The 26,861-nt window shown below is 68.9% G+C and carries 26 protein-coding genes and 1 pseudogene; 11 read left to right on the top strand and 16 right to left on the bottom strand.

Going from position 1 to position 26,861, the window contains the following annotated elements; translation table 11 throughout:
* Nucleotides 1-177 precede the first annotated feature (177 nt).
* Complete coding sequence (locus JDV09_RS02450; protein ID WP_221367534.1) at nucleotides 178-1,644, bottom strand: glutamate synthase subunit beta; 1,467 nt, start codon at nucleotides 1,642-1,644, stop codon at nucleotides 178-180.
* Entirely contained in the window at nucleotides 1,637-6,265 is a 4,629-nt protein-coding gene (gene gltB / locus JDV09_RS02445) for a glutamate synthase large subunit (RefSeq protein WP_221367533.1), read from the bottom strand. Before gltB ends, JDV09_RS02450 begins: the two co-directional genes overlap by 8 nt.
* Before the next feature lie 513 nt (nucleotides 6,266-6,778).
* On the opposite strand from gltB, the gene JDV09_RS02440 reads away from it, so the two are divergent.
* A complete protein-coding gene (locus JDV09_RS02440) occupies nucleotides 6,779-7,573 on the top strand; it encodes a PaaI family thioesterase (protein WP_221367532.1) in 795 nt (264 codons plus the stop codon).
* A gap of 3 nt (nucleotides 7,574-7,576) precedes the next feature.
* Here the strand turns inward: JDV09_RS02440 and JDV09_RS02435 are convergent, their stop codons facing one another.
* The 3 genes from JDV09_RS02435 to JDV09_RS02425 all read right to left on the bottom strand — a co-directional run bounded on the left by JDV09_RS02435 (nucleotide 7,577) and on the right by JDV09_RS02425 (nucleotide 9,498).
* Nucleotides 7,577-8,131, bottom strand: coding sequence for a Dps family protein (locus tag JDV09_RS02435; RefSeq protein WP_221367531.1), 555 nt, complete (start codon nucleotides 8,129-8,131; stop codon nucleotides 7,577-7,579).
* Between the two features lie 71 nt (nucleotides 8,132-8,202).
* Nucleotides 8,203-9,114, bottom strand: coding sequence for a DNA-3-methyladenine glycosylase family protein (locus JDV09_RS02430; RefSeq protein ID WP_221367530.1), 912 nt, complete (start codon nucleotides 9,112-9,114; stop codon nucleotides 8,203-8,205).
* A 6-nt stretch (nucleotides 9,115-9,120) separates the two neighbouring features.
* On the bottom strand, nucleotides 9,121-9,498 hold the full coding sequence (locus JDV09_RS02425; protein WP_221367529.1) for a DUF427 domain-containing protein: 378 nt from the start codon (nucleotides 9,496-9,498) through the stop codon (nucleotides 9,121-9,123).
* A 41-nt stretch (nucleotides 9,499-9,539) separates the two neighbouring features.
* On the opposite strand from JDV09_RS02425, the gene JDV09_RS02420 reads away from it, so the two are divergent.
* Nucleotides 9,540-10,013 carry an SRPBCC family protein gene (locus JDV09_RS02420; RefSeq protein WP_221367528.1) on the top strand — a complete coding sequence of 158 codons (474 nt, stop codon included), beginning with the start codon at nucleotides 9,540-9,542 and terminating at the stop codon, nucleotides 10,011-10,013.
* On the opposite strand, the gene JDV09_RS02415 is transcribed toward JDV09_RS02420, so the two are convergent.
* Nucleotides 10,010-11,404, bottom strand: coding sequence for an NAD(P)/FAD-dependent oxidoreductase (locus JDV09_RS02415; protein ID WP_221367527.1), 1,395 nt, complete (start codon nucleotides 11,402-11,404; stop codon nucleotides 10,010-10,012). The genes JDV09_RS02420 and JDV09_RS02415 overlap by 4 nt on opposite strands.
* Before the next feature lie 68 nt (nucleotides 11,405-11,472).
* Between JDV09_RS02415 and JDV09_RS02410 the strand changes: the two genes are divergently transcribed.
* Complete coding sequence (locus JDV09_RS02410; protein WP_221367526.1) at nucleotides 11,473-11,940, top strand: DUF4262 domain-containing protein; 468 nt, start codon at nucleotides 11,473-11,475, stop codon at nucleotides 11,938-11,940.
* Here the strand turns inward: JDV09_RS02410 and JDV09_RS02405 are convergent.
* Both JDV09_RS02405 and JDV09_RS02400 read right to left on the bottom strand, forming a co-directional pair.
* Nucleotides 11,904-12,176, bottom strand: a pseudogene (locus JDV09_RS02405) (NAD-dependent epimerase/dehydratase family protein); the annotation flags it as partial. The gene JDV09_RS02410 and the pseudogene JDV09_RS02405 sit on opposite strands and share 37 nt — an antisense overlap.
* A gap of 46 nt (nucleotides 12,177-12,222) precedes the next feature.
* Entirely contained in the window at nucleotides 12,223-12,741 is a 519-nt protein-coding gene (locus JDV09_RS02400; protein WP_221367525.1) for a nuclear transport factor 2 family protein, read from the bottom strand.
* Nucleotides 12,742-12,824: 83 nt separating this feature from the next.
* Between JDV09_RS02400 and msrB the strand changes: the two genes are divergently transcribed.
* Nucleotides 12,825-13,292, top strand: coding sequence for a peptide-methionine (R)-S-oxide reductase MsrB (msrB, locus tag JDV09_RS02395; RefSeq protein ID WP_221367524.1), 468 nt, complete (start codon nucleotides 12,825-12,827; stop codon nucleotides 13,290-13,292).
* A complete protein-coding gene (gene msrA / locus JDV09_RS02390) occupies nucleotides 13,289-13,798 on the top strand; it encodes a peptide-methionine (S)-S-oxide reductase MsrA (protein WP_221367523.1) in 510 nt (169 codons plus the stop codon). The genes msrB and msrA overlap by 4 nt, the downstream gene beginning before the upstream one ends.
* 104 nt (nucleotides 13,799-13,902) lie before the next feature.
* Here msrA and JDV09_RS02385 read toward each other — a convergent pair whose 3' ends face one another.
* Nucleotides 13,903-15,300, bottom strand: a complete 1,398-nt coding sequence (locus JDV09_RS02385) for a cytochrome P450 (protein ID WP_221367522.1) — start codon at nucleotides 15,298-15,300, stop codon at nucleotides 13,903-13,905.
* 102 nt (nucleotides 15,301-15,402) lie between these two features.
* On the opposite strand from JDV09_RS02385, the gene JDV09_RS02380 reads away from it, so the two are divergent.
* Nucleotides 15,403-16,011 carry a TetR/AcrR family transcriptional regulator gene (locus JDV09_RS02380; RefSeq protein WP_308123973.1) on the top strand — a complete coding sequence of 203 codons (609 nt, stop codon included), beginning with the start codon at nucleotides 15,403-15,405 and terminating at the stop codon, nucleotides 16,009-16,011.
* On the opposite strand, the gene JDV09_RS02375 is transcribed toward JDV09_RS02380, so the two are convergent.
* On the bottom strand, nucleotides 15,994-16,584 hold the full coding sequence (locus JDV09_RS02375; RefSeq protein WP_221367521.1) for a TetR/AcrR family transcriptional regulator: 591 nt from the start codon (nucleotides 16,582-16,584) through the stop codon (nucleotides 15,994-15,996). The genes JDV09_RS02380 and JDV09_RS02375 overlap by 18 nt on opposite strands.
* A 53-nt stretch (nucleotides 16,585-16,637) precedes the next feature.
* On the opposite strand from JDV09_RS02375, the gene JDV09_RS02370 reads away from it, so the two are divergent.
* Nucleotides 16,638-17,363 (top strand): class I SAM-dependent methyltransferase, encoded by a 726-nt coding sequence (locus tag JDV09_RS02370; protein ID WP_221367520.1) that lies wholly within the window; start codon nucleotides 16,638-16,640, stop codon nucleotides 17,361-17,363.
* Here the strand turns inward: JDV09_RS02370 and mmpH are convergent.
* From mmpH to JDV09_RS02350, 4 genes are all read right to left on the bottom strand, one after another.
* Nucleotides 17,360-18,424 carry an MMP endo-(1,4)-3-O-methyl-alpha-D-mannosidase gene (gene mmpH, locus JDV09_RS02365; RefSeq protein ID WP_221367519.1) on the bottom strand — a complete coding sequence of 355 codons (1,065 nt, stop codon included), beginning with the start codon at nucleotides 18,422-18,424 and terminating at the stop codon, nucleotides 17,360-17,362. The genes JDV09_RS02370 and mmpH overlap by 4 nt on opposite strands.
* Nucleotides 18,417-19,142, bottom strand: coding sequence for a class I SAM-dependent methyltransferase (locus JDV09_RS02360; protein ID WP_221367518.1), 726 nt, complete (start codon nucleotides 19,140-19,142; stop codon nucleotides 18,417-18,419). The genes mmpH and JDV09_RS02360 overlap by 8 nt, the downstream gene beginning before the upstream one ends.
* The gene (gene manT, locus JDV09_RS02355) at nucleotides 19,136-20,371 is read right to left on the bottom strand and encodes an MMP alpha-(1->4)-mannosyltransferase (protein ID WP_221367517.1); all 1,236 of its coding nucleotides are present in this window, start codon (nucleotides 20,369-20,371) and stop codon (nucleotides 19,136-19,138) included. The genes JDV09_RS02360 and manT overlap by 7 nt, the downstream gene beginning before the upstream one ends.
* A 215-nt stretch (nucleotides 20,372-20,586) precedes the next feature.
* Nucleotides 20,587-21,042: a PPOX class F420-dependent oxidoreductase gene (locus tag JDV09_RS02350; protein ID WP_221367516.1), complete on the bottom strand. Its 456-nt coding sequence runs from the start codon at nucleotides 21,040-21,042 to the stop codon at nucleotides 20,587-20,589.
* Between the two features lie 47 nt (nucleotides 21,043-21,089).
* On the opposite strand from JDV09_RS02350, the gene JDV09_RS02345 reads away from it, so the two are divergent.
* Nucleotides 21,090-21,401 carry a DUF222 domain-containing protein gene (locus tag JDV09_RS02345; protein ID WP_221367515.1) on the top strand — a complete coding sequence of 104 codons (312 nt, stop codon included), beginning with the start codon at nucleotides 21,090-21,092 and terminating at the stop codon, nucleotides 21,399-21,401.
* 23 nt (nucleotides 21,402-21,424) lie between these two features.
* Here the strand turns inward: JDV09_RS02345 and JDV09_RS02340 are convergent, their stop codons facing one another.
* Together JDV09_RS02340 and JDV09_RS02335 are read right to left on the bottom strand one after the other, a co-directional pair.
* The gene (locus tag JDV09_RS02340) at nucleotides 21,425-21,970 is read right to left on the bottom strand and encodes a hypothetical protein (protein WP_221367514.1); all 546 of its coding nucleotides are present in this window, start codon (nucleotides 21,968-21,970) and stop codon (nucleotides 21,425-21,427) included.
* A gap of 87 nt (nucleotides 21,971-22,057) precedes the next feature.
* Entirely contained in the window at nucleotides 22,058-24,430 is a 2,373-nt protein-coding gene (locus JDV09_RS02335) for a hypothetical protein (RefSeq protein WP_221367513.1), read from the bottom strand.
* A 148-nt stretch (nucleotides 24,431-24,578) separates the two neighbouring features.
* Between JDV09_RS02335 and JDV09_RS02330 the strand changes: the two genes are divergently transcribed.
* The 3 genes from JDV09_RS02330 to JDV09_RS02320 form a co-directional block, all read left to right on the top strand.
* On the top strand, nucleotides 24,579-25,256 hold the full coding sequence (locus tag JDV09_RS02330) for a PAS and ANTAR domain-containing protein (RefSeq protein WP_221367512.1): 678 nt from the start codon (nucleotides 24,579-24,581) through the stop codon (nucleotides 25,254-25,256).
* The gene (locus JDV09_RS02325; protein WP_221367511.1) at nucleotides 25,253-25,819 is read left to right on the top strand and encodes an isochorismatase family protein; all 567 of its coding nucleotides are present in this window, start codon (nucleotides 25,253-25,255) and stop codon (nucleotides 25,817-25,819) included. The genes JDV09_RS02330 and JDV09_RS02325 overlap by 4 nt, the downstream gene beginning before the upstream one ends.
* Before the next feature lie 109 nt (nucleotides 25,820-25,928).
* A partial coding sequence (locus tag JDV09_RS02320) for an alpha-amylase family glycosyl hydrolase (RefSeq protein WP_255604745.1) occupies nucleotides 25,929-26,861 on the top strand: 933 nt, incomplete at its 3' end.

The following is a 26,861-nucleotide window of genomic DNA, read 5'->3' as shown; positions in this document are numbered from 1 at the left end:
TTATGTTTTTATAGTGACTGAAGTGACCAGAGTGACAGATGTGACAAACGTTGGCCGTCGCCGACGCCGAACGTGCAAGGACGGTCGTGATTTCTCGCGCGGGATGACCCTCGGTGCACTCTCGTGTGGCCGCCGGCTCCGCCGCCATGAGCGCACGCTCGGTCTCGGCGAACCGCTCTACCGCTGCGGGACGGCCGTTGGCTTGATCGGTGCCGGTAGCGCGGTGCGCCCCATCAGGTGCCGGTCCACCGCGGCGGCCGCCGCGCGGCCCTCCGCGATCGCCCACACGATCAGCGACTGCCCCCGGCCCATGTCACCGGCCACGTACACGCCCGGCACCGACGTCGCGAACTTCGCGTCGCGCGCGACGTTGCCCCGCTCGTTGATCTCCACCCCGAGGTCGGTCAGCAGCCCCGGACGCTCCGGGCCGGTGAAGCCCATCGCCAGCAGCACCAGATCGGCGTCCAGCTCGAAGCCGGTGCCCTCCACCTTCTCGAACTTGCCGGCCTTCATCGCCACCTCGTGGGCCCGCAGACCGGTCACCCGACCGTTCTCGCCGACGAACTGCTCGGTGTTGACCGAATAGACCCGCTCGCCACCCTCCTCGTGCGCGGAGGTGACGCGGAACATCAACGGGTAGGTCGGCCACGGCGTGGATGGGCTGCGGTCGGCCGGAGGACGGGGCATGATCTCGAACTGGTGCACGCTGGCCGCGCCCTGGCGGTGCGCGGTGCCCAGGCAGTCCGCACCCGTGTCGCCGCCACCGATGATGATGACGTTCTTGCCCTTGGCGGTGATCGGCGGCTGTCCGTCCGCGTCGGTCACCGGGTCGCCCAGCTGCACCCGGTTGGCCCACGGCAGGTACTCCATGGCCTGGTGGATGCCGTCCAGCTCGCGCCCGGGGATCGGCAGGTCGCGCCGCTCGGTGGCCCCACCGGCGAGCACCACCGCGTCGAACTGGGATCGCAACTGCGCGGCGGTGACGTCGACGCCCACGTTCACCCCGGTACGGAATTCGGTACCCTCGGCGCGCATCTGCTCGAGGCGCCGGTCGACGTGGCGCTTCTCCATCTTGAACTCGGGGATGCCGTAGCGCAGCAGCCCGCCGATGCGGTCGTCGCGCTCGAACACCGTCACGGCGTGGCCGGCCCGGGTCAGCTGCTGGGCGGCGGCCAGACCCGCGGGGCCCGAACCGACCACCGCGACGCTCTTGCCGGTCAGCCGGTCCGGTGGAAGCGGAACAACCCAGCCCTCGGCGAACGCGTTGTCGATGATCTCGACCTCGACCTGCTTGATGGTCACCGGGTCCTGGTTGATGCCCAGCACACATGAGCCCTCGCACGGCGCCGGGCACAGCCGCCCGGTGAACTCCGGGAAGTTGTTGGTCGCGTGCAACCGCTCGATCGCGTCGTTCCAACGTCCAGTGCGCACCAGGTCGTTCCACTCCGGGATCAGATTGCCCAAAGGACATCCGTTGTGGCAGAACGGGATACCACAATCCATGCACCGCGACGCCTGCTCGGTGAGCACGTCCTTGGAGAAGTCCTCGTAGACCTCGTTCCAGTCACGCAGCCGCAGGTCGACCGGTCGACGGTGCGGCGTCTCGCGATGGGTGATCTTCAGGAAACCGCGGGGATCAGGCACCGGCGGCCGCCATGATCGCCTCGTCGACGTTCTCGCCGGTGCGTTCCGCCTCGGCGATCGCCTGCAACACCCTCTTGTAGTCGCGTGGCATCACCATCTTGAAGTTTGTCATCTCATGCTTCCAGTCAGCCAGGATCCGTTGTCCCACCATGGAATCGGTGGCATCAACGTGAGCCTGGATCATGTCTCGGACATACTCGCCGTCGTCGGAACCCAACTCTTCGAGTTCGACCATCTCGGCATTGAGGTTCGCGGCCAGCGCGTCGGCGGGGTCATAGACGAAGGTGATGCCGCCGGACATGCCCGCCGCGAAGTTCCGTCCGGTAGGGCCGAGGATCACGACGCGGCCACCGGTCATGTACTCACAGCCGTGGTCACCGACGCCCTCGACGACGGCATGCGCGCCGGAGTTGCGCACTGCGAACCGCTCGCCGACCTGCCCGCGCAGGAACAACTGCCCGGCGGTGGCACCGAACAGCGCGACGTTGCCGGCGATGATGTTGTCCTCGGCCACATACTCTTCCGGCGCTCCGTCCGGCGGGCGCACCACGATGCGTCCACCCGACAGGCCTTTACCGAGGTAGTCGTTGGCATCGCCGTACACCCGCAGCGTGATCCCCTTGGGCACGAACGCACCGAAGCTGTTTCCGGCCGAACCATCGAAGGTGATGTCGATCGTGCCGTCCGGAAGTCCCTGGCCGCCATAGGCTTTGGTCACCTCATGGCCCAACATGGTGCCCACGGTGCGGTTGACGTTGGCAATCTTGGTCGAGAAGCGCACCGGCGTGCCGTTATCGATGGCCTCCCGGCTCTGCACGATCAGCTGCTGGTCGAGTGCCTTGTCCAGACCATGGTCCTGCCGTGAGCTGCAGTACAGGTCCTGGTTCATGAAGGCGGATTCGGGCTCGTGCAACACCGGCGCCAGGTCCAGCTTATGGGCCTTCCAGTACTCGGCGGCCTGCGTGGTGTCCAACACACCAACCTGCCCGACCATCTCGTTGAGGGTGCGGAACCCCAACTGCGCCATCAATTCCCGGACTTCCTCGGCGATGAACAAGAAGAAGTTCTCCACGAATTCCGGCTTCCCGGTGAACCGCTGCCGCAAGACCGGGTTTTGGGTCGCCACACCCACCGGGCAGGTGTCGAGGTGGCACACGCGCATCATGACGCAGCCCGATACCACCAGCGGCGCAGTCGCGAATCCGAACTCCTCGGCACCGAGCAGGGCCGCGATCACGACATCGCGTCCGGTCTTGAGCTGGCCGTCAACCTGCACGACGATGCGGTCACGGAGTCCGTTGAGCAGCAACGTCTGCTGGGTCTCGGCCAGACCCAGCTCCCACGGTGCACCGGCATGTTTCTGCGACGTCAGCGGCGTGGCGCCGGTGCCACCGTCATGGCCGGAGATCAGCACCACGTCGGCATGGGCTTTGGAGACCCCGGCCGCGACGGTCCCGACGCCGTTCTCCGACACCAGCTTCACGTGGATCCTCGCGGCGGGGTTGGCGTTCTTCAGATCGTGGATCAGCTGCTTGAGGTCCTCGATCGAGTAGATGTCGTGGTGCGGCGGCGGCGAGATCAGGCCGACGCCTGGTGTCGAGTGGCGGACCTCGGCCACCCACGGATACACCTTGTTACCCGGCAGCTGGCCGCCCTCACCGGGCTTGGCACCCTGGGCCATCTTGATCTGGATGTCGCTGCAGTTGGTCAGGTAGTGACTGGTGACACCAAATCGGGCGGATGCGACCTGCTTGATCGCGCTGCGCCGCCAGTCACCGTTCTCGTCCCGATCGAAGCGGTCGACGGACTCGCCACCCTCACCCGAGTTCGACCGGCCACCCAGCCGGTTCATCGCGATCGCCAGCGTCTCGTGGGCCTCGGCGGAGATGGAGCCATAGCTCATGGCGCCGGTGGAGAAACGCTTGACGATCTCGCTCGCGGGCTCGACCTCCTCGAGCGGCACCGCCGGCCGCACCCCGTCACGGAAGTTCAGCAGACCGCGCAGCGAGGCCAACCGCTCGCTCTGGTCGTCGACCAGTCGGGTGTATTCCTTGAAGATGTCGTACTGCCCGGTACGTGTCGCGTGCTGAAGCTTGAAGACGGTATCGGGGTTGAACAGGTGATACTCCGCACCCTCCCCGGCGCGGCGCCACTGGTATTCACCGCCGACCTCCAGTTCGCGGTGGGCCCACTCGTCCGGCCGGTCCAGGTAGGCCAGGGCGTGCCGGGTCGCGACATCGCCGGCGATGTCATCGAGGTCGATGCCCCCGACCGCGCAGGTCTGCCCGGTGAAGTACTCGTCGAGGACCTGTTGGCTGACCCCGATCGCCTGGAAGAGCTGGGCGCCGGTGTAGGACGCCAGCGTGGAGATGCCCATCTTCGACATCACCTTGAGCACGCCCTTGCCCGCTGCCTTGACGTAGTTGGCCTTGGCCTGGTCGCTGGTGATGCCCGTGATCACGCCACGGTCGACCATGTCCTCGATCGACTCGAACGCCATGTACGGGTTGACCGCCGCGGCGCCGAATCCGACCAGGCACGCCATGTGGTGCACCTCGCGGGCGTCGCCGGACTCCACGACCAGCCCGACCTTGGTACGGGTGCGGTCGCGGACCAGGTGATGGTGCACCGCCGACACCGCAAGCAACGACGGGATCGGGGCCATCTGCTCGTTGGACTCGCGGTCGGAGAGCACGATGATGCGGGCCCCGTCGCGGATCGCCGCGGAAACCTTGGCGCGGATGTTGTCGAGTGCCTCCTTGAGGCCCCGGCCGCCGCGGTTCACCGGGTACAGGCAGCGGATGACCGCGGCCCGCATGCCGTGCTTGTGGCCGCGGATCTCGTGGTCGGGGTCGACGCAGATGAGCTTGGACAGATCGGCGTTGCGCAGGATCGGCTGGGGCAGCACGATCTGGCGACACGAGTCGGCATCCGGGTTCAGCAGGTCGCCCTCGGGACCGACCGTGCCCTGCAGACTGGTGACGACCTCTTCGCGGATGGCGTCCAACGGCGGGTTGGTCACCTGGGCGAACATCTGCTGGAAGTAGTCGTACAGCATCCGTGCCCGTGCCGACAGCACGGCGATCGGGGTATCGGTGCCCATCGATCCGAGCGCCTCGACGCCGGTGCGCGCCATGGGCGCCACCAGCAGGTTCAGCTCCTCGTAGGTGAATCCGAACATCTGCTGGCGTAGCACCACGCGGTGGTGCGGCATGCGCACGTAGTCACCCGGTGGCAGTTCGTCCAGATCGAACAACCCGGCCTCGAGCCACTCCCCATAGGGCTTTTCGGCGGCCAGCTCGTCCTTGATCTCCTCGTCCTCGACGATGCGGCCCTGCGCGGTGTCGACAAGAAACATCCGGCCCGGCTGCAGACGCATCTTCTTGACGACCTTGCCCGGGTCGAGATCGAGCACACCGGCCTCGGACGCCATCACGACCAGACCGTCGTCGGTCACCCAGATCCGGGAGGGCCGCAGGCCGTTGCGGTCCAACACCGCGCCGATCACGGTGCCGTCGGTGAAGCACACCGACGCCGGGCCGTCCCAGGGCTCCATCAGCGATGCGTGGTACTTGTAGAACGCCCGCTGGGCGGGATCCATCGACTCGTGACGCTCCCACGCCTCCGGGATCATCATCAGCACGGCATGCGGAAGGCTGCGACCGCCCAGGTGCAGCAGCTCGAGCACCTCGTCGAACCGCGCGGTGTCCGACGCCCCGGGCGTGCAGACCGGCACGATCTTGTCGAGATCCTGGCTCGCACCGTCTCCGCGGCTCGCCGCGCCGCCACCGAATACGTCGGTCCTGATCAGCGCCTCACGCGCCCGCATCCAGTTCTCGTTGCCGGTGACGGTGTTGATCTCGCCGTTGTGCGCCACCCGCCGGAACGGGTGCGCCAGCGGCCACGACGGGAACGTGTTGGTGGAGAACCGGGAATGCACGATGCCCAGCGCGCTGGTGAGCCGGTCATCCTGCAGATCCAGGTAGAAGGCCTTCAGCTGGGGGGTCGTGAGCATGCCCTTATAGACGAATGTCTGCCCGGAAAGGCTTGGGAAGTAGACGGTCTCACGCCCCGGACCATCCTGGCCCGGGCCCTTGGTGCCGAGTTCGTGTTCGGCGCGCTTGCGGACCACGTAGGCGCGGCGCTCGAGTTCCATGCCCTCCGCGCCGGCGATGAAGACCTGGCGGAACGTCGGCATGGCGTCGCGGGCCAGCGCGCCCAGCGAGGAATCGTCGGTGGGCACGTCACGCCAGCCGAGCACCTGCAGTCCCTCGGCCTCGGCGATCTTCTCGACCGACTCACACGCCGCGGCGGCGTCCTTGGACGACTGCGGCAGGAAGGCGATGCCGGTGGCGTAGCTGCCCGGCTCGGGAAGTTCGAAGTCGACGACGGCCCGCAGGAATTCATCGGGCACCTGAAGCAGGATGCCGGCACCATCGCCGGTGTTCGGTTCGGCGCCCTGCGCCCCGCGGTGCTCGAGATTCAGCAGGGCCGTGATGGCCTTCTCGACGATGTCGCGGCTGCGGCGACCGTGAATATCGGCCACCATCGCCACACCACACGCGTCGTGCTCGAACGCGGGGTTGTAGAGCCCCTGCGCACTCCTGCTGCTGGGCGCCATTCCCACCTACCCTTTTCATGCACACGCCGACACGGCGCGTTGCTGACGGCAACCGTCGACTAGAGCGTTAGCCGGTCCGGCGACGGGGGTGCCTTCGTGCAGCATTGAACGGCGGCCCTTTTCCCAATCGCCACAAGTGCTGAAAACGATATGACAAAGGGCCCCTGACATGCCAACTTAGGACAACCTAAGCATATTCGCCAGGTGTGACACGCCCCTCAGCGCGCAGACGCCGGATCACGGGTGAATAACGTTGCCGCGGTGGTCATTTGACGACGGACGCGACCGAGCTCGAGTGGCAGCAGCGGATCCGGACCGGCGGCCCGGGTCGTCTCGATGTTTGCTGAATCGGACTTGTCTAAGCCTTGCGCTGCGACGACGAAAGCTATGCGATTTGCACACAGAGTGGCCGGATTCTTAGAGAAATGCAATGGCGTCCACCCGCACCCCGCCCGGTTACGGGCAAACCCGCCCCGGCCTGCGCCGCCACCGGAGGCCTGTCAGGCTGCAGGGATGCCCTATCCGCTGAACACCCCACTCGGCCGCTTCGGGATCGAGACGTCCGAGGAGGGCGACGAGCGGTGCGTCGCGAGCATCCCCGCCGGCGGGATGGCCAACCCGATCACCGGCGCTCCGACGATCGCCCCGCTGGCGATGCTGGTCGACCACGTCGGCGGGCTGATCAACCACCGCCGGCGCGCCCCCGGCGAATGGACGGTCTCCAGCGAACTGTCGCTGGAGATCGGCCGCGACGCCCTGGCCGCGATCGCTTCCGCCCGGGACACCCCGGTCGTCGGGGTGTCGCGCCCACTGGGCCACAAGGGGCTCGGGGTGTGCGAGCTCAGCGTGGGCACCGAGGTGATCGCGACCGCGACCGTGCGGTCCTTCTACATCACCGCGCCCGCCGGCCTCACCGCCCGGCCGGACGGGCCCACCGGATCCCTTCCCGGCACGTCTCTTTCCGATCTGATGTCCGTTCACGTCGGCGAAGCCGGCGGGACGGCAACGGTGTTGATGCAGGATGTCGATCCGGTGCTGAACAACGGGATCGGTGTGGTGCACGGCGGGGTGTCGTCGATGGGGCTCGAGCTCGTCGGTTCGGCCGAAGTGAACCGGGCCGAACCGGGGGCACCGTTGCGAACTGCGTCGCTGCGGGTGAACTTCCTGCGCCCCTTCCACGGCGGCGGCGAGGCGCACTACGCCGCCACCCCACTGCACACCGGCCGCAGCAGCGGGGTGGCCGAGACGCGGGCCGTGGGCGCCGACGGGCGCGTGGCGATCGTCGCCCGGCTGACCGCTTACCGATGAGCACTAATCCTGGCTCTTCTTCCTCGCCTTGCCCGCGGCGGCCTTCTCGGTCCCGGCGCCTGCGTTGGCCAGTTGGCCGCCGGAGTTCTCCAGGTGCGCACGGACGAACCACTGGAACTTCTCCAGCTCGCCGGCGTGTGAGATCAGCATGTCCTGCGAGACCAGGTCGAGTTCGTCGAGGCGGTGAATCGACTTACGGGTGTCCTCGATGACGCCGGTGTAGACCAGGTCCAGCGCGGCCAGGTGCGCCTGGACGGTGTCGCGTCCGACCGAGTAGTCGTCCCAGGTCCGGTCGTTGAGGATGGCACCCGGGGTGCCTGTCGGCGAGCTGCCCAGCGCGGCGATCCGTTCGGCGACCTCGTCGGCGTAGCCGCGCACCAGGTCGACCTGCGGGTCGATCATCTCGTGGACGCCGATGAAGTTGGGGCCCACCACATTCCAGTGCACGTGCTTGAGTGTCAGATGCAGATCGTTGTAACGGCTCAGCGCCTGCTGCAGCAGTTCGGCAACCTCGGCACCCTGCTTCTCGGTCATTCCCGGAACGGTGAATGCAGTCATGATCAACTCCTTCGCGTGTCAGGCAGGCGGGTACCCGACGGCGTGGCGCGGTAATCACGACGAAAGCTGTGTCACATCTCGGCCAGGTTCGGAATCGGCATCCGGGGACCGAACCGCGGCATGATCGCCAGCCCGCTGACCTCGAGCAGACGCACCGCGCGGTGCCGGTGCGGCCGCAGCGGCTCGAGCAACTCCACCATTCGCGCGTCGTCGATGGGGTGGCCGAGCAACGTCCTGCCGACCACGGTCGCAAGGTGGTAGTCGCCGACCGAGAGTGCGTCGGCGTCACCGAAGGCGCGTTGGGCAGCCTCCGCGGCCGTCCAGATTCCCACCCCGGGCAGCGACGTCAGCGCCTCGCGAGCCGCCTCCGGGGCCCGCGTGGCCAGCCGCTCCAACGCGTCGGCGCGCTGGGCGCAGCCCACCATCGTGCGGGCCCGGCCGGGGTCGACGTTGGCCAGATGGAACTCCCAGGACGGGATGCGCCGCCACGCGTCGGCGGTGGGCGGCACCCGCATCGGCACCGGAACCGGCCCCGGCGCCGGCGCACCGTAGCGGGTCACCAGCCTGCGCCAGGCCCGCCGGGCGTCCTTGCCCGCGACGCGTTGTTCGAGCACCGCCGGGATCAGCGCCTCGAGGACGCGTCCCGTGCGGCCCAGCCGCAGATGCGGCACGCGCCGCTGCGCCGCGGCGACGGTCGGCTCCTGCGGGTCGAAGCCGGCCGCATCGTCGTGGGCGCCCAGCAGGGCGGGCAGCGCATCGGTGAACTCCGTCGCCCCCGGGCCCCAGGCCTCACAGTCGACGGCGTCCGGGCCGCCGCGGCAGATCCGTGCGGTGACCGGGCCGCTGGACATCAGGCTGGTGCGCCAGATCGAGCCGTCGGCCGCCTCGTGGTAGCACGGGTCGCCGCGGCCGCGACGCAGCGGTGAGAGCGTCAGGCCCGGACTGGCCGGCCCGGGGAACACCACGGTGGCCGTGCACACCACGTCAGCCTATGTGTGCACCCGGACATCGACCTTGTCCGGATAGAACGCGACGTGACCGGCGATCGCGGCCACTGCGGGGCAGGGTGTCGGGTAGCACCACACCGCATCGGCCACGGTGTCGCCGCCGGCGGTGACGAAGTGGTAGTACCCGGCCTCACCCTTGTACGGGCAATAGGAGGTGGTGTCGCTCGGGGTCAGCCGGCCGTCGGCCACATCGGCGATCGGGATGTACTGCACGGCGGGATAGCTGGCCTCGCGAAGCGTCAGCGCGTTGTCGGACTCGGCGACGACATCGCCGCCGAGCAGCACAACCACCCGCCGCCCGGTCGGCTCGACGGTGATCGGGTGCGCCGCCGATGGGGTGCGGACGGGTCGGTCGGTCATAACCACATCTAACGCCGACGCGGGCCCGATACCATCCCTGCATGGTCGAATCGGCAGCCCCGGACGCAACGGCATCGGTCACCGTCGCCGCCGACCCGGCGGCGGTGTACGCACTGATCACGGACCTGGCCACGTTGGCGACGCTGGCCGAGGAAGCCGACGCCATGACGTGGCACAAGGGGACCTCGGCCAGTCCCGGCGCGGTTTTCAAGGGACACAACCGCCACGGTTCGCGGACATGGACCACGAAATGCACGGTGACGGCGGCCGACCCGGGCCGGGCCTTCGCCTTCGACGTCCACAGTGCCGGGATCCTGCCGATCTCGCACTGGCGTTACGACATCGAGCCCGCCGAGGGTGGCTGCGTCGTCACGGAATCCACCTGGGATCGCCGTCCCCGGTGGTTCCTGCGCCCCGCCGCGCTGGCCACCGGGGTCAGCGACCGCACGGCCGCCAACTCCGCGCACATCGAGCTCACCCTGCAGCGACTCAAGGACCGCGCCGAAGCCGGTTAGTGCGGCCGGCCGGCGATCTTGTCGGCGACGACCGCGATCGGCGACGTGCGCGTGGTCCCGCGCGCCTCGTGCCAGTCGGCGGCCCGGTAGGCCAGGTACATGCCGCGCACACCGAGCCAGCGCAGCGGCTCGGGTTCCCAGTCGCGGCTGCGGTGGCCGACCCACGGCAGCTCGGTGAGGGGGGTGGCCCGGCCGAGCACCAGGTCGGCCAGCGTGCGCGCGGCGAGGTTGGTTGCGGTGACGCCGTGCCCGACGTACCCGCCCGCGGCGCCGAGGCCGCTGGCCGGGTCGAACGTCACGGTGGCCTCCCAGTCCCGCGGGACCGCCAGCACCCCGCACCAGCCGTGGGCGATCGGCACGTCGGCGACCTGCGGCAGGATCGTGTGCAGCGTGGCGCGCAGGCGGCGGATCGTGCGTTCGGGGACCCGGCCGTCACGGTCGATCGCCGAACCGTAGCGGTAGGGCACGCTGCGCCCGCCGATGGCGATGCGGTCGTCGACGGTGCGCTGGGCGTAGAAGAAGCCGTGCGCGGTGTCGCCCAGTGTTTCGCGCCCCGCCCAGCCGATGTCGTCCCACCGCTCTGCCGGGATCGGCTCGGTGGCGATCATCGAGCTGTTCATCGGCAGCCAGAGCCGCTTGAGCCGCGGCAGCGCCGCCGTGAAACCCTCGGTGGCACGCAGCACGACCGGGGCGCTGACCGCACCCCACGGCGTCGTCGCGACGCCGGCGGCGATGCCGGTGACCGGCGAGCGTTCGAAGATGTCCACGCCCATGCGTTCCACGCGGTCCGCCAGGCCGCGGGCCAGCATCGCCGGCTGGATGCGCGCGCAATGCGGGTTGTGGTAGGCCGCGACCACCCCGTCCAGCGCAATGCGTTGTACTGCCTCGTCCGCGGAAAGGGCCTCGACACCGTCGACCTGCCAGTCCCGTTCGGCCGACATCGCGGCCGCCAGCCGGCCGGCCTGCGCGGCGTTGCGGGCGACCTCCAGGTTTCCGCCCTTGACGATGCCCGCCTCGATGCCTTCGGCCGCCGCGATGTCGATGACCTCGTCGACCGCCTCGTTGAGGAGGCGCTGCCAGGCGACGACCCCGTCGCGGCCGTACCGGCGGGCCATCCGCCCCCGGTCACCGGGAACCAGACCGGACAACCATCCGCCATTTCGGCCCGATGCCCCGAACCCGGCGAACCGCGCCTCGAGCACCACGATCCGCAGCGACGGGTCGGCGCGTTTGAGGTAGTAGGCGGTCCACAGGCCGGTATAGCCGGCGCCGACGATGCAGACGTCGGCGTCCCTGCTGCCCGGCAGCGGCGCACGGCTGGCCGGCAGTCCGTCGAACCAGTGTGAGACGTGACCGTTGACGGGCTGGGCGGCGGGTTCGGCGGTGGGCACCGACAGATTGTGGCAGGACGAACGGCCGAGTCGGCCGGAATGTCGGTGCCCGGGTGCAGGCTTGCCGCATGTGCTGGCTGTGCGACCACCCCGCTTCGACTCGGCAGAACTACCTGGATGTGTTGGGCGCCGAGGTGCGCCGCAACGGCTGGGCGGTGCAGTACGTGCAGGATTCCCGCACCCCGTTCGCCTACACGGTGGGTCTGCACGACTGGGACCGACCGGAGCTGATGGTGACGGGGGTGTCGGCGGCACGGGCGGCACGGCTGCTCAACGCGATGGCCGCCGAATCCTTGCGCACCGCCGCGCCGCCGCCCGGCAGCCGGCTGCGGGTCCCCGGCGGCCCGCTGGCGGAGTTCGTCGAGGTCGACCATCCGGATGCCCATCTGTGCTGGGCGGTGAAGTTCGCGCGGTCCGACATCCGCGCGCTGCAAATGGTGTGGGCCGACGGGCACGGGCGGTGGCCGTGGTCGGCGTCGTTCTGCGACGGCAGGCGCCGTCAGCCGGTGCTGGGGCTGCGCGCACCGGCGGCCTGACGCCAGGCGTCGCGAAGCCCGACCCAGAACGCCGCGGCATCGCGGATGGACTCTTCGACCGGGCGGGCCCACCAGCCCAGCTCGTTCTTCGCCTTTGCGCAGTCCAGCGGTGCTTCGGCGCGCAGCAGCCGCAGCGAGTCCAGCGACATCCGCTCGTCGGTCCCGGTGATGCGGCCCTTCAGGCGGCCCAGCGCGGCCATCGCGTAGGCCACCGGCAGCGGGTGACCAGCGCCCGGGTGGCATGGCTGCCGAGGTAGCCGTTGGCGCCGATGACCAGGGCGGTCATCGGCCTGCCTCCGCGGCATGCCCGAACTTCGCCATCCACTCCGCGGCGACGTCCGGCAGGGTTCCCAGTTCCTCGGCCTTCCTGCACCACTTGACCGTCGCCGAGACGAACCGCAGCGGGTTGTAGATGTCTTCCTGACGGCACCACTTCCCGTCGCCGGCGTAGGTGACGATCGAGATGTTGGTGGCGCTGATGATGGTGCCGTCCCCGGGGTCGCGCATCGGGTTGTCGAGCTCGCAGATGATCCGTCCGGTCGCCTCGTCGACGACGCTCCACAGCGACGGGAACGCCGTCATGTAGCTGCCGGGGAAGGTCTCCATCGTCTTCCAGATCCAGGGCCGGACCTGCTCGCGGCCCCGCATCGTGCCCGCGGCGTGCTCGATGTAGAGGACGTCGTCGGTGTATTGGTCGACCCAGGGATCCCAGTCCCGGGTCCGGGCCGCCCGATCGACCGTCTCCTCGAACCGCGCGAACGCGTCGATCAATTCGTCGCGGGTGAAAGTGTTGCCCGTCACACCAGAAACTAGAACACGTTCTACCCACTGTTGTCGAGGCTCGGCCGGATTAAAACCGCTGCCCACGCGGTTATAGGGGCACTATGGCGCGCCAATACCAGAAGAATCCGGCGGCGGTCGGTGCACTGTCGCCCGAGCAGTATCACGTGACCCAGCGCAACGGCACCGAGCGTCCGTTCACCGGCGAGTACTGGGACAACCACGAACCGGGCATCTACGTCGACATCGTCTCCGGGGAGCCGTTGTTCGCCTCGACCGACAAGTTCGACAGCGGTTCGGGCTGGCCGAGTTTCACCAGGCCGATCCTCGAGCCCGACGGCACCGAGAACATCGTCTCCAAGCGGGATTTCTCCCACCTGATGATCCGCACTGAGGTGCGCTCCACGCACGCCGACAGTCATCTCGGACACGTCTTCCACGACGGACCCCGGGAGCGTGGCGGCCTGCGTTACTGCATCAACTCGGCGGCACTGCGGTTCATCCATCTCGACGACCTCGAGGAGAGTGGGTATGCAGATTACAGGGGACTTTTCGTGAAGGAGGAGGCGTGAGCGACTACCAGCGGGCCGTACTGGCCGGTGGCTGCTTCTGGGGCATGCAGGACCTGATCCGCAATCATCCCGGGGTGGTGTCCACCCGGGTGGGTTACACCGGCGGCCAGAACGACCACCCGACGTACCGCAACCACCCGGGCCACGCCGAGGCGGTGGAGATCGTCTACGACCCGGCCGAGACCGACTACCGGGCGCTGCTGGAGTTCTTCTTCCAGATCCACGATCCGACTACTCGCAACCGGCAGGGCAACGACGTAGGGACCAGCTACCGCTCGGAGATCTTCTACGTCGACGACGAGCAGCGCCGGGTCGCCCTGGACACCATCGCCGATGTCGACGCCTCCGGGCTGTGGCCCGGCAAGGTGGTGACCGCGGTCAGCCCGGCGCCCGACTTCTGGGAGGCCGAGCCGGAGCACCAGGATTACCTGCTGCGCAACCCCAACGGGTACACCTGCCACTTCCCCCGGTCCGGCTGGAAGCTGCCCAGGCGCACGCAAGTCTGATTCACCGCACCGCAGTGGTGGCCTGATTCACCGCACCGCGCCCAAGACTGATTCACCGCACCGCGGTGGTGGCCTGGTTCACCGCACCGCGGTGGTGGCCTGGTTCAGCGGCGGCGGCGCATCACGACGCGGCCGCCGTCCCGGGGGGTGTAGGCCACTCCCCGGGGGTGCACCTTCTCCCCTGGCGCGGTGGCCGTGTCGATCACGAAGTGGCGCAACACCGTTCGTACCACCACATCCATTTCGACGTTGGCGAACGCCGCCCCCACGCACCGTCGGGTGCCGCCGCCGAAGGGGATGTGGGCGAAGGTGTTGGGCCGCTGCCCGATGAAGCGCTGCGGGTCGAACCGGTCGGGGTCGGGGAAGTCCTGGCTCCGCCGGTGCAGTTGGTTGATCGCCACCACGATCGAATACCCCTGCGGGATGACCCATTCCCCGAGTTCGAAGGTCGGTGCGTAGACGTGCCGACCGGCGAAGTCGATCACCGTGCGCACCCGCTGAACCTCCAGGATGGTGGCCTGCCGGTACTCGTTGCCGTCGGTGTCGGCCTCCGCGGCGAGGCTGGCCAGCACCTCGGGGTGGCGGCTGATCCGCTCAAAGGCCCAGCCCAGCGTCGCGGCGGTGGTCTCATGGCCGGCGGCCAACAGCGTGAGCAACTCGTCGCCGATGTCCTGGCGCGACATCGACGAGCCGTCCTCGTAGGTGCTGCGCAGCAGCAGCGCGAGCACGTCGTCGCGGTTGTCGAGATTCGGATCGGCCTGCACCGCGTCGATGAGACGACCGATCACCTCGTCGTATTGCCGCCGGTAGGCCGCTAGCCGTCCCCACGGACTGAATCGCCCATACGTGCGGTGCGGCGTCGGCAACACGGCCAGCCGGGACCCGAGGGTGACCCACGGCGGGATGATCCGGCGCAGGTCGTCCAGATGTGCCCCGTCCGCGCCGAACACCGAACGCAGGATCGCGTTGAGGGTGATGCGCATCATCGGCTCGAGGGTTTCGAACGCCTCGCCCTCCGGCCAGCCGGCCGCCTCGCGCAGCGTCTCCTCCTCGAAGATCGTCTCGTAGTTCTTGATGCTCTTGCCGTGGAAGGGCGGGGTGAGCAGCCGTCGCCTGCTCCGGTGATCGGCACCGTCGAGGGCGAACACCGAACCCGACCCCAGCACCCGCGACAGGTTGGGCTGGATGTTCCCGACGTCGTCGGTGTTGGCCATGAACAGCTGCTTGGCCAGCGCCGGGTCGGCGACGATCACGGTGTGGCCGAACACCGAAAGTCTCATCGTGAAGACCTCGCCGTAGCGGCGAACCAGCTGCCCGATCGTCCGCTTGCGCGACGCCGAGAAGGCCAGCGCCTGCAGCGCCCGCGGGATCCGCGGCGCCGGTGGCAACCGCACCTGCGCGGGGGACCTATCCGGCTCGGCGGGGCCGGCCCGCCGCGCGTCGGCCCCGGTGTCGATCGTGCTCTCGTCGATCCCGGTCTCGTCGATCGTGGTCTCGCTCATCGGACTCTCCCGCCGCCGGTGGGTTTGGTACTGCCATGTACCGCTGTCGCCGTCCGGTACGGTACCGCTTGGTACCAGCGTGGCGCAAGGGTGGCAGGAGGTGTGCAGGTTAGCAGCGAGCGGACCGCCGGACCACCAGCCGCCGAAGCGGCGGTGGTGGCCCGGCTGCTGGACGGCCTGGCCGCATCCATCGGGGAGCGCGGCTACCGCGACACCACCGTCGCCGACGTCGTCCGGCACGCCCGCACCTCCAAGCGGACCTTCTACGAGCAGTTCGCCAGCAAGGAGGAGTGCCTGATCGAACTGCTGCGCCGCAACAACGACGACCTGATCGCCTCGATCCTGGCCGCCGTCGACGCCGAGGCCGACTGGCGGACCCAGATCCGGCAGGCCGCCACCGCCTACGTCGATCACATCGCGGCGCGGCTGGCCGTCACGCTCAGCTGGATCCGGGAGGCCCCCGGGCTCGGTGCGGGCGCGCTCCCGCTGCACCGCCACGCGATGGGAAGCCTGACCGACATGCTGGTCGAGCTCACCACCAGCGCGGGTTTCCGGCGGGCCGGGCTGGCGCCCATCGCACCACCGCTGGCGTTGATCCTGCTCGGCGGGCTACGAGAGCTCACCGCGCTCTACGTCGAGGACGGCGGCGACGTACACGACATCGTCGAACCGGCGGTGACGGCCGCGACGGCGCTACTCGGCCCGCACTGAAAGGCAGCCCAGCATCAGCCGGGCGGACTTCTCCAGCTTCTGCGCGATCTCCTGGTACGACGTGTAGCCCATCCCGGCCCGCACCAGCGCGCCGGAGTAGAGCATCTCCAGCGCGTCGATGACGTCGGGATCGACGGCCGGGCCCAGCGCGTCGGACAGCCGTTCCCTGATGTCGTGGCCGATGCGCTGGCGGAGCACCTCCACATCGGGATCCCTACCCAGCAGCGCCGTCGTCACCGCGCCTGCGAACTCCGGTTCGTCGGCGACCAACAGCGAGATGTGGCCGAGCACCTCGGTGACACGGGCCGCGGGGTCACCGGATTCGTGGGCCACCTCGGGCGATCCGGCGAGACGGCGCCAGAACACCTCGGCGACGAGATGTTCCTTCGACGAGAAGTAGGTGTAGGCCGTCGCGGCTCCCACGCCGGCCTCGGCGGCCACCCGGCGCACGGTCAGCCCGGCAAACCCATCGCGACTGAGCAGGTCGACCGCGGCCCGACCCAGGCGGTCCACGGTGTCCGCCTGCCTGGCCGTCAGACGGCGCCGAGTCGACTCCAAAGCCGGATCGGACACATGTCCGGACGCTACTACAACGACCTGGTGCCAGCAACGGTAAGTTGGGTCCGATGAACGACACGACGACGGGCCGGCAATCCGATACCGACACGACGGCGAGCCGTCGATCCGGGACCGGGTTGCCACCGGCCGCCGCCGCGTTGTTCGAGCTCGCCGAACGGGTCACCGGATTCATGCCGGCCGACGAGGGGCGCGCGCTCTACGACACCGCGCTGGGCTATCTGGGCGACGGTATCGGGGTGGAGATCGGCACCTACTGCGGGAAGTCGACGGTGCTGCTCGGCGCGGCCGCGCAGCAGACCGGTGGACTGGTCTACACGATCGATCACCACCACGGCTCCGAGGAACACCAGGTGGGCTGGGAGTACCACGACAAGACGATGGTGGATCCGAGCACGGGCCTGTTCGACACCCTGCCGACGCTGCGGCACACCCTCGACGCGGCGGCACTCGACGATCACGTGGTCGCCGTCGTCGGGCGCTCTCCGGTGGTGGCCCGGGGCTGGGGAACGCCGTTGCGGTTCTTGTTCATCGACGGCGGGCACACCGAGGAGGCGGCCAACCGCGACTTCGACGGCTGGGCCCGCTGGGTCGACGTCGGGGGCGCACTGGTGATCCACGACGTGTTCCCCGATCCCGCCGACGGCGGCCAGGCGCCGTTCCACATCTACCGTCGCGCGCTGGACACCGGCGATTTCCGGGAGGTCCGGGCCACCGGTTCGATGCGGGTGCTGGAGCGGACCGCGGGGCACCCGGGCGTGCTGGGCGCGAACTAGCGCCCGCTGGCTGCGCACTCGCAGTCGTAGTCGCCCTCGAGACCACGCGGCAGGCCGGTTCCGCGGAAGATGCCGGCGCCGGCCGTCGTCGAGGTCAGCGCGTCGGCGGCCAGGATGACGGCCGCGCCCGTCCAGGTGGTGCGTTCCACCGGCCAGCGCTTGCCGTCGGCGTACACCAGACCCGTCCAGTAGGAGCCGTCGTCTTCGCGCAGATGGTGCATGGCCGCGAACTGCTCGTGCGCCCGTGTCCGGTCACCGATCGCTTCCAGCGCCATCACCAGCTCGCAGGTCTCGGCGCCGGTGACCCATGGGCGGTCGTCCACGCACCGGATGCCCAGACCGGGAACCACGAAGTCGTCCCAGCGCTCATCGATACGGGCGCGTGCCCGCGATCCCCGTAGCGCACCGCCGAGCACCGGGTAGTACCACTCCATCGACCAGCGGTCCTTGACGACGAACGACTCGGGGTGCTCCGCGATGGCATGGCCCAGCCGGCCCACCGCCACCTCCCACTCCGGCTGTGAGGCCTCGATGAAGTCGGCCAGCGCCAGCGCACACCGGATGCTGTGGTGAATGCTCGCACAGCCGGTCAGCAAGGCCTCCTCGGAGATGCCGGAAGGGCTTCTGGCCCAGGCGATCTCACCCGTACTGAACTGAAGCTCGAGCACGAAATCGATGGCCTTGGCCACCACCGGCCACATGGCTTCGGCGAATCTGCGGTCCCCGGTGACGAGCACGTGATGCCACACCCCGGTGGCCACGTAGGCGCAGAAGTTGCTGTCGCTGTTGGGATCCTCGATCACGCCGTTGCGCACCTGGATCGGCCAGGTGCCATCGGGGCGCTGGGTGCGACGTGACCACTCGAACGCTGCGCGCGCCGGTTCGAGCAGTCCGGCCACGGTCAGTGCCATCGCGTTCTCGATGTGGTCCCACGGGTCGGTGTGCCCACCCTCCGACCACGGAATGGCACCCGAGGCTTCCTGGATGGCGGCAATCGACTCGGCCGTCTGCAGGCACTGCTCGGGCGTGAAAACGCCTGGGATTCCCGGGATCTCAGACATCTGCGCCTACGGGCTTCCGGAAGTACAGCGCGACGCTCTTGCCGATCAACGGGTTGAGCGCCGACTCCGCGGTGCGGGTGAGCCAGGGCTGGCTCACCATGTCCCAGACCAGGAGTTTGTGATAGGCCGCGACCGCCGGGTGGTCCGACTTATTCATCCCGACAGCACATTTGAGCCACCAGTATGGCGAGTGCAGCGCGTGTGCGTGGTGGGTGTGCCTCAGCTCGAGGCCGTGTGCCAGCACCTTGTCGCGGAGTTCGTCGGCGCGGTAGATCCGGATGTGACCACCCTCGTTGGCGTGGTACTCGTCCGACAGCGCCCAACAGACCCGCTCAGGCAGCCAACGCGGAACGGTGATGGCCAGCGCCCCACCGGGTTTGAGAACCCGAACCAGCTCGGCGATGGCCCGTTCGTCCTCCGGTACGTGCTCGAGGATCTCCGAGGCGATCACGCAGTCGAAGGTGGCACCGGCGTAGGGCAGGTCCAACGCATCGCCCTTGACCGCTTCACCCCTGGCCGACGCGGGCACCTCACCCTTGTCCTTCATCGCGGTCATGATCTCGTCGACGTCGTTGAGATCAGATGCGCTCTGGTCGAACCCGATGACATCGGCACCGCGACGGAACGCCTCGAAGGTATGCCGGCCCGCGCCACAGCCGACGTCGATGACCTTGGTTCCCGGCCCGACCCCGAGCCGGTCGAAGTCCACGGTCAGCATGCGGCGACCCGCTCACAAGCCTGCCGGTATACCGCGACAGTCTGTGCGGCAACGGATTCCCAGCTGAACACCTCGAGCGCGCGGCGGCGCCCGTTGGCGCCGAGTCTGCGCAGTTCCAGTGGCGAGTCCAGCAGTTCGCCGAGCACCGTCGTCAACTCCTCCACGTCGGCGGGGGTGACCAACCTCGCGCATTCACCGTCGGTGCCCACCACCTCCGGCAGGGCGCCCGCCCGGCTCGCCACGATCGGGGTACCACTGGCCATCGCCTCGACCGCGGGCAGCGAGAAGCCTTCGTAGAGCGAGGGAATGCAGGCGACCTCGGCCGAGGCCAGCAGATCGGCCAGCTCGGCATCGCTGAGCCCGCTGGAACTGTGCACGATGTCGCTGATCCCCAACTCGGCGATCAGCTTCTCGGTCGGCCCGTTGGGCTCCAGCTTGGCCACCAGTTGCAGTTCCAGATCGCGCTCCACCCGCAGCCGGGCGACGGCGTGCAGCAGGTGGCTGACGCCCTTGAGCGGAACATCGGCGCTGGCGATCGCGATGATGCGGTTTCGCACCCGGCGCGGCGACGGTTGGAACAGTGCGGTGTCCACGCCCAGCGGCACCACGTGGAGCTGATCGGCGCCGACCCCGAAGTCCTCGGCGATGTCGGCCGCCGACGTCGACGACACGGTTATCAGCTCGGGAATCTGACGGGCGACCACCTTCTGCATCTCGGCGAAGCCGTACCACCGGCGCACCAGCGGCTTGCGCCACCATTTCGCGGCGGCCACGTCGAGCACGCGGTCGCGGGTGATCGGATGGTGCACCGTGGCCACCACCGGCAGCCCGGACTCGGCGATGGTCAGCAGACCGGTGCCGAGGCACTGGTTGTCATGCACGACGTCGAAGTCGTCGCGTCGCTCGGCGAGCAGGCGGGCGACCCGCAGGCTGAACGTCTTGGGCTCGGGGAACCCCGCGGTCCACGTCGTCAGCAGCTCGCGAAGGTCGATGCTGGTCTTGATCTCGTTGGGCCGCGGGACCCGGAACGGGTCGGGCTCGCGATAGAGGTCGAGGCTGGGCACCTTGGTCAGCCGCACGCGGGGATCCAGCCCGCCCGGGTAGGGCTGGCCGGAGAACACCTCCACGTCGTGGCCGAGTTCGACCAGTCCGCGGCTGAGGTGCCGGACATAGACTCCCTGACCCCCGCAATGGGTCTTGCTCCGGTAGGACAGCAGGGCGATACGCATGCTCAGCTCACATGTCCTGCGCGGCGTTCAGCCGCGCCGGTCCAGGATGAAAGGCAGCCCTGAGCTGGCCGAACCACGTGGAGCAAGGAATCCGAACCCTCCTGGACATGTGTCCAGACTATAGTTTGACGTGCTAGCGGGCGCAACGCGTCCGCTAGCTCTGACTACCACAATCGGCCGCTGCCGTCCTGTTCGGCGCCGGGGCGGGCCGGCCGTCAATGCGGTGGAAAACCGCCGGTCGCGACCGGACCCCAGCGCCGTGGGGTGACCCTGATCAGGCACTTGCCCTGGTCCACCATCGCCCTGCGGTACTCGTCGAGGTCGGGGTGTTCCCCGGCGACGGCGCGGAAGTACTCCACCAGCGGTTCGACGGCGTCGGGCAGGTCGACGACCTCCGCCGGGCCGTCGACCTGGACGTAGGGCCCGTCGAAATCGTCGGAGAGCACCACCACGCTGGCGCGCGACCGGCGGCGGATGTTCGCCGACTTCGCCCGCTGGGGATAGCTCGCGATCACGATCCGCCCCTCGGCGTCGACCCCGCCGGTCACCGGCGAGCTCTGCAACGATCCGTCGGCCCGGAAGGTGGTGAGCACCATAGGGTGCCGCGGCCGGATGAAGTCGAGGAGTCCGGGCAGCGCCACCACCTCGGCGGTGGCGAATCGTGTTGCCATGGGGTCAGCCTATCGACGTGTCGGTGCCCAGGCCTACGCTGTCGAACATGAGTTCGAACAATGTGTCGGCGGTGCTCGACGCCGCCGACGAAGCCCTCGAGGGACTGACCCACCTCCCGTTGCAGTCCCTTCGCCCGAGCGATCAACGGGCCCTGCTGTTACGACTCGAGGCGATGGACAAACGATTGGCGTCGGTGCAGCGCCGACTGCTGGGCCGGATCGTCGCGGGCGCACCACCGGGCGGGATCGCCGGCGCCCCGTGGGCCGAGGTGCTCGCACGCCGGCTTCGAATTTCGGTCGGCGAGGCGCAGCGCCGCATCGCCGAGGCTGGCGGGGACGCCGGGCCGAAGACAGCCTGACCGCTGCCCCGCGACCCGGGAGATCACGTCGTGGCGGCCCGCGGCGACGGCCTCGGCAGCACGAACGCGAACGGCCGTCGATAGCCCAGCGGAGTCAGTCGCGCGTTTCGCACGTCCGCCACATCGACCACGCGGACCTCACCCGAGGACGGCTCGTAGCAGTGCAGCGCGTCACCAGTTGCCTTGACGATGAGGACCCAGTGTCTCGGGACGACCGCACCGATCAGCATCGCCACCGGCCAACCCGCCCGCACGGCGGACTGCACGTCAGCCATTCGGTCGCGCCGGCCCCGGAACGATCGCCACCGGTAGCGCCTCCCGCGGACCCGGGCGTGCACGGTGATGGCGTGTGCCATGCCCATCGGGGTGGTACCCAACATCCGCGGCCAGACCCGGTTCACCGAAGCGTGCACCCGGGCCTGTTCGGCCGCGAACCAGTCACGTCCGGTGACGGTATCGGTCAGCGCCGACCGGTAGGTGGGGTCCAGTAGCGCCCCGGCCACCACGGCCACCGTGGGACCGCACGTCGTACCGTCGCGCTGTCGAAGCTGCCGCGCCGCGATCCCCATCGGCCGTCGTCCTTGTCTGGTGGGCTCCGTCCATCCTGGATACCCGCCATGCGCCAGCCGGTCAACGCGGTCAGAGCACCTCCACGGTCAGAGCGCCTCCACGGTCGGCGGCGCCGTGCCCGAGGGGTCGATGGCCGTCCCCTTCGGCAGCACCAGGGACTGCAGCAACCCCATCGCGGTGTAGTACTCCGGCCGGCACCAGAATCCCGAATGCCCGCACACCGGGCCGTCCACGTCGATGTCGAAGTCCCCGTGATCCGGATCGACCTGGGGCACATCGAGAATGCGCACATCGACCGACTGCAGCGCTTCTTCGGGTGCGATCTGCTCCGGACCCGCGACGAAGAGCACCGAATCGTCGAACACCCACCCGCCGATCGGGTCGGTACGCGCCCACAGGTTGATCCAGCGTCGCCGCCCGTCGGCCGGAAACGGGACGACGGTGGCGAGCGTGTCACCGCCGAAGTAGGCCGGGAAGTAACGCGCGTACAGCCGGCGCAGCGGTGAGCCGAAGGTCAGCAGCGGATACTGCTCGTAGTCGTCGGTGCACTGCAGCAGCGTGGCCGCGGCGATGATCGTGCCCTGGCTGTGCGCGACCAGCACCACCTTGTCCTTATTTTCCCGTCCCGCCACGGGTTTCGTCAGCTCGCTCATTCGCATGCGCAGGTCGTACACGGTGCGCCCGCCGTACGAGGGCGGGGTGAGCGGATGATTCGCCCTGGGCCAGAACGTGATGACATCCCACAGAATGGCCACCATGCGCCGGACCTGGCGGTTGCGCAGCGACCAGGCCACCAAACCGACCAGGACCACGACGAACATCACCGGAACGGTGACGACCACCGGGCCGTGACCAAACTTGCCGTCGACCCAGTGCCGCGCCGCCGGCCAGAACACCAGCACCGGGGTGGCGACGATGATGATCACCACCGCGAGCGCGACCAGCGCGGCCAGCACCTTCGCACCGACATCGGGCAGGCCGGCCAACGCCCGGGCCCGCGCGATCCTGCGACGGGTGTCCTTCGGCAACCCCGACTCCGGCGGGTCGGCGTCGGGCGCCACGTCGACGAACGCCGCCGTGTCGCGGACCGCCTTGCGCCACATCAGCCCTGCGGCCACCCCCAACGCGACCGCGAGTATCGTCCCGGCCAGCGCAGCCCACACGTAGGCCTGCGGAACGATCAGCGGCGTGGCGTTTCCCGGCGCCTTCCCCGCATCATCGACCGAATACACCGCGGTACCCAGGATCTGTGCCGTCAGGATGCCGATGCCGACGCTGAACCCACCGCCGACCAACCACCCCAGCAGGGCCACGAACAGTCCCGCGTACCCGCCCAACGCGGCGTCCGTCGCCACCCGGCCGGCCGTCGCGACCCGGCCGCCGATCGCCACCGCCATACCGACGAACACCACCGCAAACAGCAGCGCCTGCACGCCGAACAGCACGTAGATGGCCAGGTGCAGGACGGGCAGAAACGGTCGGCCGGGTGGCACATCGCCGGGCCAGGCCGCGACGGCGAACCACGTGACACCGAGGACGACCAACGCCGCGGTCCGCAGCACCGGCAGCCAGGCTGCGGCGAAGTCGGACTGATCACCGCCCCGGCCGGTCGCCCTGGTCCAGCCCGTGGCCGCCACCGACACGACCAACATCGCCACGCCGAGGCACAGCAGCACCAGGTAAAGGAAGCGCAGCGCCCCCTCCGTGCCGATGCGCAGCGGGACCGCGGCCAGCAGTGCCGCCAGCCCCGACGCCCACGCGGTCACGTGGCAGGCCCGCATCAGCGGCACCGACGGGTCGCGGCACCAGAATCCGTCGTTGGCCAGCGGTGACCCCGCCCCCGATTGCACCGCCGCATCCGGTACGAGCTTGTCCTTGGGCACCTGCCCACCCGATTCCTCGCGACCCCTCAGCCACAGCAGCAGGATCATCACGACCAGCACCAGCCCCCCGGCAGCCAGCCGGCACCCGGCGGAGCGACCGGTCAGGTAGGCCAACGGCCCCCAACCGGAGCTGCAGGACTCGACCGCGCCGCACTGCCACACCGCGACGTCGAGCACCGCCACCGCCGACGCCATTAGAAACGTCATCGTGAACGACAGCGCGAGCAGTCGCAGGGTCGCGACCACCAACCGGGCCGCCCGCGGGTGCACCGCGGGCAGCAGCATCCAGTGTGCGAGGTTGATGAGGCTGAACGGCAACAACAGCAGCCACAACGCCCGGCTCGCCTTGCGGGAGGTCAAACCGCCCCACCAATAGGCCTCCATCAACCGCCGAGGACCGTCCTTCGCCGGGCCGGCGGCGGCGTCCTCGACCCACTCGACCCGCCGGAAGAACGCCGCATCCCTGTCGCCCCGGACCTGGACGAGCAGCTCCTTCGGACAGCTCAACACGGCCTCTGGCGGCGAACCGGACACGCCGTGCACCCGCAACTCGACAACCGCGATCCCCCCAGACATGCACACATCTTGCGTCCAGTACGCGTCGTTGACCTACAACCTGGCCGAATTCGGGTAGTCGGCGGACCGGAATCGGGTAGTCGCGGGCCGCTGCACGAGCTCGGCGTTCCCAGGGTGGATGCCCGCGCGGGCAGGCTAGTGTGCTGCTGTGGCCGGCGGAGACTCTCTGGAACGGGCGCTCGCCGGAGGGGCGCCCCAGCGCGTGGGCTGGTTCCGGTTCTACTTCGACGACGAGCACTGGGAGTGGTCCGAGCAGGTGCAGATCCTGCACGGCTACGAGCCCGGAACGGTCACCCCGACGACCGCGCTGGTGCTGTCGCACAAGCATCCCGACGACTACCAGCAGGTCGCTGCCACCCTCGACGAGATGCGCAGAACCCACCGCACGTTCTCCACCCGGCACCGGATCATCGACACGGCCGGCGAGGTGCACGACGTCGTGGTGGTCGGTGATCAGCTCAACGACGAGTCGGGCCGGCTGGTCGGCACGCACGGGTTCTACGTCGACGTCACGCCGAACGAGGCGATGGACAAGGCCATGATGTCGGCTGCCCTGGCCGAGATCAACGAGAACCGGGCGGTCATCGAGCAGGTCAAGGGCATGCTGATGCTGATCTACCGGGTGAACGCCGACACCGCGTTCGAGTTGCTGCGCTGGCGCTCCCAGGAGACCAACGTCAAGCTGCGACTGCTCGCCGAGCGGTTGCTGAGCGACTACGGCGAACTCCTCTACGAGGAGGAGTTGCCGCCCCGGGCCACCTTCGACCATCTACTGTTGACGGCTCACCAGCGGGTGGACCGCGGCGGCGATACCGTGGGTCTGTGACTGGCTCGAAAACCGCGCTCATCATCGTCGACGTGCAGAACGACTTCTGCGAGGGCGGCTCGCTGGCGGTCAGCGGCGGCGCGGCGGTGGCCCGCGGCATCAACGACCTGCTCGCCGGCGACCCGGGATACGACCACGTGGTCGCGACCAAGGACTTCCACATCGACCCGGGCACGCATTTCTCCGACCACCCCGACTTCGCCGATTCCTGGCCGCCGCACTGCGTGGCGTCCACGACGGGAGCGGAGTTCCACCCCGACCTGGACACCGGGCCGATCGAGGCGGTGTTCACGAAGGGCCGGTACGCTGCGGCCTACAGCGGGTTCGAGGGCGCAACCGACGACGGCACCCCGCTCGCCGACTGGCTGCGGGCACACGGTGTGGACAGCGTCGACGTGGTCGGCATCGCCACCGATTACTGCGTGAAGGCGACCGCCGCCGATGCCGCCGCGAACGGCTTCCGCACCAGGGTCCTGCTCGACCTGACCGCCGGGGTGTCCCCGGCCACCTGCGCCGATGCGGTCGACGCGCTCGAGGCGGCCGGGGTGCAGGTCACCTCCTGACACTGTGACCCACCCGACGGTTGCGTCACCCGTCCGGTGGGCATCCCGTATCGTCGCCATACCTCAGGAGGGTTCTTTGACCGAGATCGCCAGCACGCCGGGCAACGTCATGGCGTTGGAGCTGTGGCCCGGCAAGGCGTACCCCCTCGGGGCAACCTACGACGGCTCGGGCACCAACTTCGCGTTGTTCAGCGAGGCCGCCGAGCAGGTCGAGTTGTGCCTGTTCGACGTCCAGGGTGTCGAGACCAGGGTGACGCTGCCCGAGGTGGACGGGTTCGTCTGGCACGGGTTCATTCCCAACATCGAACCGGGACAGCGCTACGGCTACCGGGTGCACGGCCGCTACGACCCGGGCGCCGGGGTGCGCTGCAACCCGAACAAGCTTCTGCTGGACCCCTACTCCAAGGCGATCGACGGCAACTTCGCGTGGAACCAGTCGTTGTTCGGCTACGACTTCGGTGACCCCGACAGCCGCAACGACGAGGACTCGGCGTCCAGCATGCCCAAGTCGGTGGTCATCAACCCGTACTTCGACTGGGGGGTGGACCGCCCGCCCCGACACGAGTACGCCGACTCGGTGATCTACGAAGCTCACGTCAAGGGGCTGACCAAGACCCATCCCGACATCCCGGAACAGATCCGGGGCACCTACGCCGCGGTGGCGCACCCGGCGATCATCGACCATCTGACCGCACTGGGCGTCACGGCGATCGAGCTGATGCCGGTGCACCATTTCGCCAACGACTCGACGCTGATCGAGAAGGGCCTGTCCAACTACTGGGGCTACAACACCATCGCGTTCTTCGCCCCCGACGCCAAGTACAGCTCCAACCCCAACCCCGGTGGGCAGGTGCAGGAGTTCAAGGCCATGGTGCGCGCCCTGCACGAGGCCGGCATCGAGGTCATCCTCGACGTGGTCTACAACCACACCGCCGAGGGCAACCACCTGGGCCCCACGCTGTCCATGCGGGGCATCGACAACGCCGCCTACTACCACCTCGTCGGCGACGACAAACGCTACTACATGGACTACACCGGGACC

Origin of the sequence: Mycolicibacterium xanthum (assembly GCF_019710635.1) — a bacterium.
GTDB classification, from domain to species: Bacteria; Actinomycetota; Actinomycetes; order Mycobacteriales; family Mycobacteriaceae; genus Mycobacterium; species Mycobacterium xanthum.
Note: the sequence above shows the minus strand (reverse complement) of the source record. Positions and strands in the feature narration are given on the sequence as shown.